The organism is Reyranella sp. (assembly GCF_030651995.1).
Taxonomy (GTDB): Bacteria; Pseudomonadota; Alphaproteobacteria; order Reyranellales; family Reyranellaceae; genus Reyranella.
In genome coordinates, this window is sequence record NZ_JAUSBN010000066.1 from 99,342 (window position 1) to 110,922 (window position 11,581).

Genomic DNA, 11,581 nt, shown 5'->3' on the forward strand with positions numbered 1-11,581 from the left:
CCGCGCTCTCAGTGCGTCTACCGGCCCGTCCTCGGCGTGGGCTTGGGGGCCGGTCGTTTCTCCAGCCGTTCGATCCGCTGCTCGAAGCTCGTCTGCATCTTCGTGAGCTGCTGCTCGAGTTGGCGCTCCTGGACCTTGAGCTGCTCGATCTGGCTCGAGAGAGCGGAGATCGAGCGCTGCAGATCGTTGAAGCGCGCGTCGATGCCGGACTGCGCTGCGGCGGCGCCGGGGGCGACGAGCAGGGACAGCAGGGCGAGGCGGAGCAGGGACGCGCTCATCCGCGAAGCCGCCGGCCGGTTTACTCGGCGGCCTGCTGGAGCCGCGTCGGCACGGTCTCGCCGGCGAAGAGCGCTGCGCGCGCGGCGTCGTACTCGGCCTTGAGACGCGCCACGATCTCGGCGGCGGGCGGCGCGTCATGGATCTGGCCGACGCCCTGTCCGGCGCCCCAGATGTCGCGCCAGGCCTTGACCTTCATGTTGCCGCCCGAACCGAAGTTCATCTTGCTCTTGTCGGCTTCCGGCAGCGCGTCGGGATCGAGGCCGGCGGCCGCGATGCTGCGCTTCATGTAGTTGCCGTGCACGCCGGTGAAGAGGTTGGTGTAGACGATCTCCTCGCCGGTCGACTCGATGATGCACTGCTTGTTGGCGTCGGTGGCGTTGCCTTCCTTGCTCGCGGTGAAGCGCGTGCCGAGATAGGCGAGGTCGGCGCCCAGCGCCTGCGCGGCCAGCACCGAGGCGCCGTTGGAGATCGAGCCCGAGAGCAGGATCGTGCCGTCGTAGAACTGGCGCACTTCCGGCACCAGCGCGAAGGGCGAGAGCCGGCCGGCATGACCGCCGGCGCCGGCGCAGACCAGGATGAGGCCGTCGACGCCGGCCTTCAGCGCGCGCTTGGCATGGGTCACGTTGGTCACGTCATGGAACACCAGGCAGCCGTAGCGATGCGCCGAGACGACGACGTCGTCGGGCGCGCGCAGCGAGGTGATCTGGATCGGCACCTTGTACTTCTCGCACATGTCGATGTCGTGCTGCAGGCGGTCGTTCGACGAGTGCACGATCTGGTTGACCGCGAAGGGCGCCACCTTCTTGTCCGGATGCTTGGCCTTGTACTCGCCCAGCTCGCCGGTGATGCGCTTCAGCCATTCCTCGAGCAGCTCCTTCGGCCGCGCGTTCAGTGCCGGGAAAGAGCCGACGACGCCGGCCTTGCACTGCTCGATGACGAGGTCGGGGTTGGACACGATGAACAGCGGCGCGCCGACCACCGGGATCGAGAGGTTGTCGCGCAGCAGGGCGGGAAGGGCCATCGTTTCGCTCCTTGGATTCGTCTGTTCGTCGTTCGGTTAGGGGCCTAGCACGACCCCGGTCTTTTTCGCTACTTCGCCAGCTCGTAGGGCCCACCCTTTTCCAGCGCCCGCTTGTAGGCGGGACGGGCATGGATCCGGTCGAGGAAGCCCTTGAGCTTCGGCATCTTGTTGATCAGCGGCGAGCGTGCCGTGGCGGCTTCCAGCGGGAAGCTCATCTGGATGTCGGCCGCCGTGAACTCCGCGCCGGCGAACCACTCGCGGCGCATGAGCTCGCCTTCCAGGAACATGAAATGGTTGGCGATCTGCGGCATCAGCAGCGTCCTGTCGGCGCCGCCCGCAATGGCGCGCGCCACCGGCCGCATGAAGAAGGGCACGCGCGCGGGCAGGAGACCGAACACCAGCTTCATCAACAGGGGCGGCATCAGCGAGCCCTCCGCGTAGTGCATGAAATAGGTGTAGTTGAGCCGCTCCGGCGTGCCGGGGGCCGGGGTGAAGCGGCCCCCGCCATAGGTCTCGGACAGGTACTCCAGGATGGCGCCCGACTCGGCCAGCACCGCAGTCCCGTCGGTGATCACCGGCGCCTTACCCAGCGGATGCACTTTGCGCAGCTCGTCGGGCGCCTGCATCGAAGGTTTGCGCTGGTAGCGCTTCACCTCGTAGGGCACGCCGAGCTCCTCGAGCATCCAGAGGATGCGCTGCGAGCGGGAATTGTTCAGGTGATGGACGGTGATCATCCTCACAGCGTACCGGGGCGCCAGTTGCCGTGGAAGCCCGCAGGCACCCGGCTGCTGAGATGGGCGAGCGCCACCGGGCCTTTGGCGATGTCGGTCGCCTCGAAGACTGCGAGGTCGCTGCGGCCCTCGGCCGAACGGAAGATGGTCGCCAGCACCCAGCCGTCGCCCTCGGCGGCCTTGTCGTGGCGCGGCACGAACACCGGCTCGCCGAACCGGTCGTCCTCGCCCGACTTCCAGGTCGCGTTGCTGCCCGTCTTCAGGTCGTAGTGGGTGATGCCCTCGCCGCGGCGGAGTCCGGTCTGGGCGATGTTGCCCGACACGATCCAGCCGTGGCGGTAGTCGCTCATGCAGAAGCGTTCGTCGAAGCGGGGAAATTCGCCGCTGCGGTCGTCGAGCTGCTCCTCGCGGAAGGTATTGGAGTGGTCGGAGAGGTCGAAAGTCCAGCGGAACAGGCGCGCCGCCGGCGGCTCCTTGGTCGAGGGCGAGCCGTCGGGCAGCGGGAAGAGCGGCGCCACGTCGTACTTCATGACGTCGATCACGACCTTGCCGTCCGCCGTCTCGAAATGGTTCATCGGGTGGAACACGTAGGAAGGGGGCGCCGTCACCCACTTGACGTCGGCCACCGTGCCCTTGCGCGGGATGAAGGCGATGTGCGTGCCCTTGTCCGGCTCCCAGGCGAAGGGCGGCAGCCCGCCCATGGCGCGTTCCATCGACGAGGTGAGCGGGAAGACCGGCACGACGATCCAGTTCTTCGTCACGGCGAAGTCGTGGATCATCGAGGGGAAGGGCCCGTCGAGCATCTCGGCGCGCGTGACGGTGCCGTCCTCGGTCACGGTCTGGATGCTGATTTCCTTGGTGAAGCGACCCGTCGCCGAATAGCCGAAGAAGATCATCTCCCCGGTCTCGGGATCGAATTTCGGATGCGCGGTGAAGGGCCCGATGAGCTTGTCGCCGAACGTCTCGTAGCCGCCGTCCTTCGGGCCGACCGGCATCAGGCTCTTCGGGTCGAGCGAGAAGGGGGCGTGCGCCTCCTCCAGCGCCAGCAGCTTGCCGCCGTGCCAGACGATGTTGGTGTTGGCGATGGTCGAGTTCAGCGCGAAGACGCGCGGGTCGGTGTAGCGCGGATTGCCGAACGTGCCGGAGAGGCCTTCGCCCTCCTCGTTCTCGATCTTCCACTTGGGCGTCCGCACCCAGCGGTTCTTGTACGAGACGTTGCCGTTCTCGATGTGGAAGGCGTGGATCATGCCGTCGCCGCCGAACCAGTGATACGGCCCGCGCGGCGCGAACTGCGGGTTCGGCCCGTTGCGGTAGAGCGTGCCGCAGAGTTCCCTGGGCATCTCGCCGGTGATCTGGAGATGCCCGGCATCGGCCTCGGTGTTGACGGGCGCGAAGTAGCCGCGAAGGAACGGATTGTCGGTCGGGAAAGGCTTGGCCACGGGAGGTCTCCTTCTGGGTAACGCCGTGTATCTATGAGAGGTTATCGATACACGGCGTTTCCCGCAAGGGCTGAATCGGGAGGCTCATTGCGTGCGTTGTCCAGCGCCCTCACGTACCCTATCGTGAGATCATTGAGCAAAAGCATGTCACCTATTGCGAGCATCCTGACGACTATAAATGCACCGTACAGGGTAAAGCTGGACGGCCAGGCGCTTGCTCATTGCCTGACTCATCCCGAGGCCGCGCAGGCGGCGCCAGGCCACATGTCGGCATTTTTCGGTGAAGTCTCTCCCAGCTTGCAGAAGATCTTTGCCAGAGAGTTTCACATCAGCGAAGCAACGCTGATCTCCGCGGCAAAGGTCTTTGGCGAGTATTCGCGCGAGCTATATCCGCTGCACTACATCTCAAGAACCAGCTAACTTACATTAAATATTCCATCGACGATTTCCTGAATAGGTGGAGGATCTCGCGGTTGTTCAGATGCCGCATCATGTAGCGACTCCATTCCGCGAAGACGCTGATAGAAGCGCTCCAACCGAATGTTCAGCGCGAAGAATTTGAGCCGATGTCTGACTATGTCCTGGAGAAAGAGCGCACCTTCTGGATATCGAGACCTGCTAGGCTCGATGCTGCGCGGCACGATGCAATAGCGCCGACCTTCGGGTGCTCCATAGATTCCCAGAGCTGGATTATGAGCGAGCGCATTTCGTATTCTGGACCGCTTAGCCATCGAAGTCAGTATCGCCTTCCAATCTGCGGCATGTCCTGTTGCGGAGAACCGGCGTTGGAAAACAGTATCCGTGTAGGAGACTTTGCTTCGGAAATTCTCGATGGCAAAGAATGTGTCATAGTGATCTGAGTACTGATCCAGAGTGAAGTTCGCCGGATCTCGCGCAAAGCAGAAAGTAGCTATGTCGCACAACGTACGCTCGACATGTGCCCATTGCGTAATGGCGAGACCGAGCTCGTGGTAAAAGGCAACATGCTCCTGCTGTATTGAAACCGGCATCGCAATTCCTTTTTCAAGAGTACGACTGTAGGCTTTTGCTTGCTCCACGGGAGCAATTCTCACTGCAGAGTTCGCTTTGCTAAGTTTATCAGGGCAAGCATGTCATCCCTCGCAGCAATGGTCGGGATCGGCTAATCAAACTCCATGAGCTCCATCAATCCTGTCCTGCCGTCTGGCTACTCTCCTGTTCCGCGGGGGCACCTCGCCGCCGTCGTGACGAGCCTCCAGATGTTCGGGCGGCCACCTGAACGACCGGCGCAGCCGTTTCCGGCCGGTGTCACACTCGAGCCGCTGGAGCGGTCGATCGAGGCCTATCGCACCCTCTATCGCGCGGTGGGGACGGATTGGCTGTGGTTCTCGCGGCTGGTCATGGCGGACGAGAAGCTGCAGGCGATCCTCGACAATCCGCAGGTGGAGTTCTTCGCGCTGCGCCGGGACGGGCGCGATGCCGGGATCCTCGAACTGGATTTCAGCCAGCCGGGGGAATGCGAGCTGGCGTTCTTTGGGGTGGCGCCGGGCCTGGTGGGGACGGGCGTCGGGCGCGCGCTGATGAATGAGGCGATCGCGCGGGCCTGGTCGCGTCCCATCAAGCGGTTCTGGGTGCACACCTGTACGCTCGACCATCCGGCGGCGCTCGACTTCTACCGGCGGTCGGGCTTCGTGCCCTTTGCCTTCCAGGTCGAGGTGTTTCCCGATCCGCGTCTCACTGGCGCCCTGCCGCGCAACTGCTCACGGCACGTGCCGTTGCTCGACTGACGTCGCGGCACCCGCGGCCTCGCGGTCCTCGACGCGGCGGTAGTGGATCCAGCCGGCGATGCCGAGGGCCAGCAGGAGCAGGCCGAACCAGAACTCGGTGTGGGTCGGGCCGATCAGGTCGAATAGCGGCGTGGCCGCCACATTGAACAGCAGCATGGAGCCCGCCATGACCGCGAGGCGCAGGCGGAAGACGCGGGCGATTTCGGCGCCGTGGAAGACGGTCTGCATGCGGGTGATCATCGGGATGAAGAAGAAGGGTCCGCCGACGCCCGCGATCAGCGCCGCCAGCATCATCGCCGGCAGCTTATAGGGATTGTCGATGCCCCAGGCGGCCAGTGCGATCAGAGCAAAGCCGCTGCCCATCGCGACGTAGCCCAGGAACATGGTGGACAGCGGGCGGCGGAAGCGGACGCTGCCGGCCACCAGGTTGCCGGCCACGTCGCCGACGCCGCACGCGCCGACGATCATGCCGAGCGAGGCCAGTCCGTGCAGGCCGAACAGGTGCGGGTCGTGCTCGACCACCATCAGCGCGATGCAGAGCTGCAGCGCCACGCTCCACGGCCCGTTGGCGAAGGCGTTGACCATCAGCAGCGCGCCCATCGTCCGCTGGCGCAGCATCAGCCGCGCGCCGTCGAGCAGGGCGTCCCAGGCGCCGCGCCAGCCGCCTCGGCCGGGCCGCGGCTTGGTGGTCGGATCCACCAGCCGGTCGCGCACCGCCCACACCGCCAGCCCCGACAGCACGAAGCCCACCGCCGTGATCGACAGGAAGTGGATCACCGGCAGCAGTGTGTTCAGGACCGCCGCCATCATCGGCCCGATCAGCCGGGCGAGCCGCCACGTCGCGTCGAACAGGCCGTTGATCGCCTGCATCGCGTCGCGGTCGGTCACCAGCACCGGCACCGCCGACTGCAGCGCGGGCGTGAAAACCATGCGCATGGCCGCGAGGCCCATGACCGATACGATCAGCAGCGGGATGGAGACACCCCAGATGTAGAAGCCGATCACCGGCAGGATGGCCAGCACGGCGCTGGCATACTTGGCGCCGATCATGGCGCGGTCGGCCCGCCAGCGGTCGAACGCGGAGGCGCCCAGCAGGCCGACCACCAGCATGGCGGCGTACTGCGTGGCGTTCACGTAGCCCGCGGCATTGCCGATCTGCTCGGCCGCGATCCACACGACGGCCACGCGAAACAGGTCCTCGCCGATGGTCGAGGCGGCGAGGCCGGACCAGATCGTGGCGACGGCCGGATCCTTGAGCGGACGGAAGACGGGGATCATGCCGGGCGATAATTCCAAACGATCCTCATCCTGAGGAGGCGCGAAGCGCCGTCTCGAAGGATGGGCAACGGACGCGGTGCGGGTTCCCACCCTTCGAGACGCGGCCTGCGGCCGCTCCTCAGGGTGAGGCGATTGGCCTGAGTCGTGGACGTCACTTCACCCAAACGCCGCCGTCCTTGTTCTTGTACCCGAGGCTGAGATACGCCGCGTCGACCAGGGCCTGGCCGCGTTCGTTCATCAGCAGGCCCGGGCCCATGCGGTTCATCGTGTAGCCGAACGACAGGCCGGCGACCGGGTCGGCGAATCCCAGCGAGCCGCCGGCGCCGACATGGCCGAAGGCCGCGCTGCCCAGGATCACGCTGTCGCAATCCTCGCCCCACAGTTTCGCGGCGAGGCTGCGCTTGCGGTTGTCCATGGATTTCATGAATCCCAGCGCAAAGCGCGTCGGGATGCGCAGGGTGGCGTCGTCGTGCGTCGCCATCGAGACCTCGCCCATGCGGGCCAGCGTCGTGGCATCGACCAGGTCGCCGCCGCCGTTCGCCAGCGGGCCGTACATGCCGGCCAAGCCGCGCGCGTTGGTGATGCCGTTGGCCGCGCCGATCTCGGCGGCATGGCCGGCGCGCGTGTTGGCGCCGCCCGAGCGCCAGGCGCCGTTGTTGAAATAGAAGAGGGCGGCGACCGATTCCTTGTTGGTGGCGAGGTCGCGCATGAAGGGCGTCACTGCGTCGGCGGCCTTGTAGACATGGGCCACGATAGGCGCGACCCGGGGCTCGATCTCTTCCGGCAGGCCGATCCAGAAATCGAGGCCCAGCGGCCCCGCGATCTCCTCGCGGAAGAAGGTGCCGAGCGACTTGCCGCTGGCGCGCCGCACCATCTCGCCGACCGTCCAGCCGAAGGTGAAGCCGTGATAGCCGTTACGCGTGCCGGGCTCCCAGAACGGGACCTCGGCCGCCAGCCGCTCGGTCATGTAGGCCCAGTCATAGGGCCCGTCGTCCTTCACCCTGGCACGCACCGCCGGCACGGCCGAGGAATGATCGAGCATCATCCGCGTCGTCACGCGCTCCTTGCCGGCTTGAGCGAACTCCGGCCACAGTTCGGCGACCGGCGCGTCGAGGTCGAGCGTGCCGCGGCTCGCCAGCACATGCGCGCAGAGCGCGGTGGCACCCTTGGTGCAGGAGAAGACGATGCTCACCGTGTCGCGTGCCCACGGCGCCTGGGTCTTGGCATCGGCGACGCCGCCCCACAGGTCGACGACCGTCTCGCCGCCCACCGTCAGGCAGACCGAGGCGCCGATCTCGCCCTTCTCCTTGAGGTTCTTCTCGAAGGCTTCGGCAACCCTCTCGAAACCCGGCCGGCAGGTGCCCTGGGTCATGGGCGCGCTCATTGCTTCGGCACCGGCAGCTTGAAGGCGTCGAGCACGAAGCGCGCGCAGTGCGACAGGCCGGTCTGGTCGATCCCGTGGCTGACGCCCTTGGCGATGTGCACGCCGACCTCGACGCCGTTCTCCTGCAGCGTGTGCGCGGCGCGCTGGGTCAGGACGGCCGGCAGCATCTCGTCGCTGTCGCCATGGACCAGCAGCACCGGCGGCTTCGACCTGATCTCCGTCGCCAGCGCCTCGGGCGCGGCCAGCATGCCGGAGAAGCCGACGATGCCGGCCAGCGGCGTAGCGCGGCGCAACCCGACATGCAGCGCCATCATGGTGCCCTGGCTGAAGCCGATCACGACGGTCTTCGATTCGTCGAGCCCATACTTCGCCATCGTGTCGTCGAGGAACTGCTCGGCGAAGGGCGCGGCCGAGCGCACGCCCGCCGCCGCGACCTCGGGATCGAGGCGCGAGATGCCGAACCACTGGAAGCCCATCGGATTGCCCTCGCACGGGTAAGGCGCGTTGGGCGCGTGGAACACCGCGTCGGGCATCAGCGGCGCCAGCACGGGCGCGAGGCCGATCAGGTCGTTGCCGTCGGCGCCGTAGCCGTGCAGCAGGATCACGAGATGGCCGGGCTTGCCGCCGGCATGGGGGCCGTGGCTGGGTCCGTCGATCTTTCTGGTCATGTCGCCTTTTTCTCCTTTGCGCCCCAGTCCGGCATGTTGCGGCGATAATGCCAGAGCACCAGGGCCGCGGCGCTGCGCCAGGGCCGCCAGGCCTCGGCAATTTTGAGAAGCCGCTTTGCGTCGGGGCGGGTGTGCAGCTTCTTGAGATGCTGGGCAGCCACGACGAGGCCGAGGTCGAGCCCCGGCATGATGTCGGGCCGGCCGTGCGCGAACATCAGGTAGATCTCCGCCGTCCACGGGCCGATGCCCTTGGCCTGGGTGAGCATGGCGATGGCCGCCGCGTCGTCGAGTTCGTCAAGCGCGTCGAAGGTTATGCGGCCCTCGACGATGTCGGTGGCGAGGCTGCGGCCGTACTTCATCTTGGCGCCCGAGAGGCCGACGGCGCGCAGCTGCTCGTCACTCATCGCCAGGAAATCCGCCGGCTCCATCGACGGCACGGCCGCTTCGAGCCGCAGCCAGATGCTGCGGGCGGCATGAACCGAGACCTGCTGGCCCACGATCGAGCGCATCAGCCCGCCATAGCCTGTCGGCATCTCGCGCAGTTCGGGCGTGCCGGCCTCTGCCAGCGCACGCGCGATGTCGGGATCGGCGGCCGCCAGCTCACGCAGCGCCTTCTTGAGGGTCTTCTTGTCGAGAACGACCGGAGATGTCGCTTTGGCCATGCTGCTCCCGCCATAGCACGCGGCGAGGGGGCGCTGTAACGTCGGATCATGACCGTCGTCACGCGTTTTGCCCCCAGTCCGACGGGCGAACTTCACCTCGGCAGCGCCTATTCGGCCCGCATCGCCTGGCGGCGTGCGCGGGACGCAGGCGGGACCTTCCTGGTGCGCATCGAGGATATCGATATCCGCCGCTGCCGCCGCGAGTACGAGACCGCGATGCTGGCCGACCTGCGGTGGCTCGGCCTCGCGTGGGACGGCGAGGTGCGCCGCCAGTCCGACCATTTCGCAGATTACGGCCGGGTGATGGACCGGCTCGACGCGCGCGGCCTGGTCTATCCCTGCTTCTGCACCCGCGCCGATATCGCGGCTTCCACCAGTGCGCCGCACCCGACGACGATGGGCCCCGACGGGCCGCTCTATCCTGGCACCTGCCGTCACCTCTCCAACGAGGAGCGCCGCCGCCGCATCGCCGCGGGCGTGGAGCACTGCATGCGCTTCGATTGCAGCCGCGCGGCGGAGCAGGCGGGGCCCTATTCCTTCTTCGACGAGACGCTGGGCCGGATCGAGGGCCAGCCGCGGCTGATGGGCGATTTCGTGATCGCGCGCAAGGACACGCCGACCAGCTATCATCTCTCGGTCACGGTCGACGACCACCTGCAGGGCGTGACCCTGGTGACACGCGGGATCGATCTGTTGCCGTCGACGCATGTCCATGCCCTGCTGCAGAAGCTGCTGGGCTATGTTGCGCCGCAATATGCCCATCACCCGCTGCTGACCGACGCCACCGGCCGCCGCTTCGCCAAGCGCGACCGCGACCTCACCATCCGGGCCTTGCGCGAGAGCGGGAGGACTCCGGCCGACGTTTTCGAAATGATCGACGGTTGGAGTTGCGCGACCCCCGTGAAGGGCTGACACTTCGGCCATGGACCGGAAAGAACAACTGGCCGTCGGGAGGCGGCTGCTCGGCCATATCGACGGCCGCACCACCGATCTCGCCGACGCGCTGTTCCGCAACCGCGTCGACGCCTATTCCTGCCGCGAACGCGCCGCCCGCGAGCGCGACGCGCTGTTCCGCAGCCAGCCGCTGTTCATGGGCCTGTCGTCGCGTCTCTCCAAACCCGGCGACTACATCACCGAGGACGTGGCCGGTATGCCCGTGCTCCTGGTGCGCGGGCCCGACAGTGAGGTCCGTGCCTTCGCCAACATCTGCCGCCATCGCGGCGCACCCGTCGCCGAGGGCTGCGGCAATGCCCGCGCCTTCGTCTGCCCCTATCACGCCTGGACCTACGACACCCACGGCAAGCTGTTGGGGGTCACCGACAAGGCCGGCTTCGCCGGTCTCGATCTGGGGTCGCACGGGCTCGTTCGGCTGCCGGCCGGCGAGAAGCACGGCATGATCTTTGTGCGCGCGACTCCGGTGCAGGAAGGGGAGAGCGCCGGGATCGACGTGGATGCGGTGCTGGGCTCGTTCGTGCCGGACTTCGCGGCGCTGCGGCCCGAGACCTACCCGCTCTACTCGGTCGACCGCATCACGCCACGCATCAACTGGAAGTTCGCCATCGACACGTTCCTCGAGGGCTATCACATCCCGCACCTGCACCGGAAAACCATCGCGCCTTACTTCATCGGCAACTGCGGCACCTTCGACGGCGCGGGCCGCCACGGCCGCATGTGCGTGCCGCGCACCTCGATCGAGGCGCTGCGCGAGCAGCCCGACGACGAACGCAACCTGCGCCCGCACATCATCGCGATCTACCAGCTCTTTCCCAACACCATCGTCATCTGGCAGGTCGACCATATCGAAATCTGGCGCGCCTTCCCCGATCGCAACGACCCCGGAAGCTGCACTGTCGAGTTCTCGCTCTATCGCCCCGCCGACAGCGACCGCCCGGAGAAGCACTGGGCCAAGAACCGCGACATCGCCATCCGCACCGTGCTGGACGAGGACTTCCCGCTGGGCGAGCGCATGCAGATCGGCTTCGAGTCCGGCGCGACGGAAGAGGTGATCTACGGCCGCAACGAACCCTCGCTCGTCCATTTCCACCGCTCGATCCGCAGCGCGCTGGGCGTGACGGCTTGAGCGATCTTTTCATGTTCCTCTCCCCCGATAGGGGGAGAGGCTAGGTGTGAGCTTTCAATAGGTTGTCCATCCGGCCCGGGCCGAGGAAGCTGAGGTTGTCGAGACTTCAATAATCCTTGGGAGAGCCGAATCGACATCCACAAGAATGCCCGTCTGACGCCGCTCGGTCGAGAGCGCCTGGTCAAAATGGTCCTGGGTGGGCAGACGCCGAAGGCCGTCAGCGAAGCCGTAGGCGTCTGCCCTCGCACGGTGCGAAAGTGGGTCGAGCGCTAC

The 11,581-nt window shown here is 66.5% G+C and carries 14 protein-coding genes; 5 read left to right on the forward strand and 9 right to left on the reverse strand.

Features of this window, described 5'->3' with window-relative positions:
- Nucleotides 1-17: 17 nt before the first annotated feature.
- The 4 genes from Q7V45_RS20330 to Q7V45_RS20345 form a co-directional block, all read right to left on the reverse strand.
- Nucleotides 18-278, reverse strand: a complete 261-nt coding sequence (locus tag Q7V45_RS20330) for a hypothetical protein (RefSeq protein WP_304855439.1) — start codon at nt 276-278, stop codon at nt 18-20.
- A 20-nt stretch (nt 279-298) separates the two neighbouring features.
- A complete protein-coding gene (locus Q7V45_RS20335) occupies nt 299-1,300 on the reverse strand; it encodes a nitronate monooxygenase family protein (protein WP_304855440.1) in 1,002 nt (333 codons plus the stop codon).
- Nucleotides 1,301-1,368: 68 nt separating this feature from the next.
- The gene (locus tag Q7V45_RS20340; protein ID WP_304855442.1) at nt 1,369-2,034 is read right to left on the reverse strand and encodes a glutathione S-transferase family protein; all 666 of its coding nucleotides are present in this window, start codon (nt 2,032-2,034) and stop codon (nt 1,369-1,371) included.
- Between the two features lie 2 nt (nt 2,035-2,036).
- The gene (locus tag Q7V45_RS20345) at nt 2,037-3,470 is read right to left on the reverse strand and encodes a carotenoid oxygenase family protein (protein ID WP_304855443.1); all 1,434 of its coding nucleotides are present in this window, start codon (nt 3,468-3,470) and stop codon (nt 2,037-2,039) included.
- Between the two features lie 144 nt (nt 3,471-3,614).
- Between Q7V45_RS20345 and Q7V45_RS20350 the strand changes: the two genes are divergently transcribed.
- Nucleotides 3,615-3,890, forward strand: a complete 276-nt coding sequence (locus tag Q7V45_RS20350) for a hypothetical protein (RefSeq protein ID WP_304855444.1) — start codon at nt 3,615-3,617, stop codon at nt 3,888-3,890.
- Here Q7V45_RS20350 and Q7V45_RS20355 read toward each other — a convergent pair.
- Nucleotides 3,887-4,528 (reverse strand): hypothetical protein, encoded by a 642-nt coding sequence (locus tag Q7V45_RS20355; RefSeq protein ID WP_304855445.1) that lies wholly within the window; start codon nt 4,526-4,528, stop codon nt 3,887-3,889. The two genes, Q7V45_RS20350 and Q7V45_RS20355, sit on opposite strands and share 4 nt — an antisense overlap.
- A 96-nt stretch (nt 4,529-4,624) precedes the next feature.
- On the opposite strand from Q7V45_RS20355, the gene Q7V45_RS20360 reads away from it, so the two are divergent.
- Nucleotides 4,625-5,236, forward strand: a complete 612-nt coding sequence (locus tag Q7V45_RS20360; RefSeq protein WP_304855448.1) for a GNAT family N-acetyltransferase — start codon at nt 4,625-4,627, stop codon at nt 5,234-5,236.
- Here the strand turns inward: Q7V45_RS20360 and Q7V45_RS20365 are convergent.
- The 4 genes from Q7V45_RS20365 to Q7V45_RS20380 all read right to left on the reverse strand — a co-directional run bounded on the left by Q7V45_RS20365 (nt 5,210) and on the right by Q7V45_RS20380 (nt 9,228).
- Nucleotides 5,210-6,532, reverse strand: a complete 1,323-nt coding sequence (locus Q7V45_RS20365; RefSeq protein WP_304855451.1) for an MFS transporter — start codon at nt 6,530-6,532, stop codon at nt 5,210-5,212. The two genes, Q7V45_RS20360 and Q7V45_RS20365, sit on opposite strands and share 27 nt — an antisense overlap.
- A 133-nt stretch (nt 6,533-6,665) precedes the next feature.
- The gene (locus tag Q7V45_RS20370) at nt 6,666-7,886 is read right to left on the reverse strand and encodes a serine hydrolase domain-containing protein (protein ID WP_304855454.1); all 1,221 of its coding nucleotides are present in this window, start codon (nt 7,884-7,886) and stop codon (nt 6,666-6,668) included.
- An 8-nt stretch (nt 7,887-7,894) separates the two neighbouring features.
- Entirely contained in the window at nt 7,895-8,566 is a 672-nt protein-coding gene (locus tag Q7V45_RS20375) for an alpha/beta hydrolase (protein WP_304855457.1), read from the reverse strand.
- On the reverse strand, nt 8,563-9,228 hold the full coding sequence (locus Q7V45_RS20380; RefSeq protein ID WP_304855459.1) for a DNA-3-methyladenine glycosylase: 666 nt from the start codon (nt 9,226-9,228) through the stop codon (nt 8,563-8,565). Before Q7V45_RS20380 ends, Q7V45_RS20375 begins: the two co-directional genes overlap by 4 nt.
- A gap of 48 nt (nt 9,229-9,276) precedes the next feature.
- On the opposite strand from Q7V45_RS20380, the gene gluQRS reads away from it, so the two are divergent.
- From gluQRS to Q7V45_RS20395, 3 genes are all read left to right on the forward strand, one after another.
- Nucleotides 9,277-10,140 (forward strand): tRNA glutamyl-Q(34) synthetase GluQRS, encoded by an 864-nt coding sequence (gene gluQRS / locus Q7V45_RS20385; RefSeq protein ID WP_370692634.1) that lies wholly within the window; start codon nt 9,277-9,279, stop codon nt 10,138-10,140.
- Nucleotides 10,141-10,150: 10 nt separating this feature from the next.
- Nucleotides 10,151-11,308 (forward strand): aromatic ring-hydroxylating dioxygenase subunit alpha, encoded by a 1,158-nt coding sequence (locus Q7V45_RS20390; RefSeq protein WP_304855462.1) that lies wholly within the window; start codon nt 10,151-10,153, stop codon nt 11,306-11,308.
- Nucleotides 11,309-11,437: 129 nt separating this feature from the next.
- On the forward strand, nt 11,438-11,581 hold a 144-nt coding region (locus tag Q7V45_RS20395), incomplete at its 3' end, for a leucine zipper domain-containing protein (RefSeq protein ID WP_304855469.1).

Coding starts and splice junctions, on each gene's coding strand:
- Q7V45_RS20330 (WP_304855439.1), bottom strand. CDS start 278: ATGAGCGCGTCCCTGCTCCGCCTCGCCCTGCTGTCCCTGCTCGTCGCC.
- Q7V45_RS20335 (WP_304855440.1), bottom strand. CDS start 1,300: ATGGCCCTTCCCGCCCTGCTGCGCGACAACCTCTCGATCCCGGTGGTC.
- Q7V45_RS20340 (WP_304855442.1), bottom strand. CDS start 2,034: ATGATCACCGTCCATCACCTGAACAATTCCCGCTCGCAGCGCATCCTC.
- Q7V45_RS20350 (WP_304855444.1), top strand. CDS start 3,615: ATGTCACCTATTGCGAGCATCCTGACGACTATAAATGCACCGTACAGG.
- Q7V45_RS20360 (WP_304855448.1), top strand. CDS start 4,625: ATGAGCTCCATCAATCCTGTCCTGCCGTCTGGCTACTCTCCTGTTCCG.
- Q7V45_RS20370 (WP_304855454.1), bottom strand. CDS start 7,886: ATGACCCAGGGCACCTGCCGGCCGGGTTTCGAGAGGGTTGCCGAAGCC.
- Q7V45_RS20375 (WP_304855457.1), bottom strand. CDS start 8,566: ATGACCAGAAAGATCGACGGACCCAGCCACGGCCCCCATGCCGGCGGC.
- Q7V45_RS20380 (WP_304855459.1), bottom strand. CDS start 9,228: ATGGCCAAAGCGACATCTCCGGTCGTTCTCGACAAGAAGACCCTCAAG.
- gluQRS (WP_370692634.1), top strand. CDS start 9,277: ATGACCGTCGTCACGCGTTTTGCCCCCAGTCCGACGGGCGAACTTCAC.
- Q7V45_RS20390 (WP_304855462.1), top strand. CDS start 10,151: ATGGACCGGAAAGAACAACTGGCCGTCGGGAGGCGGCTGCTCGGCCAT.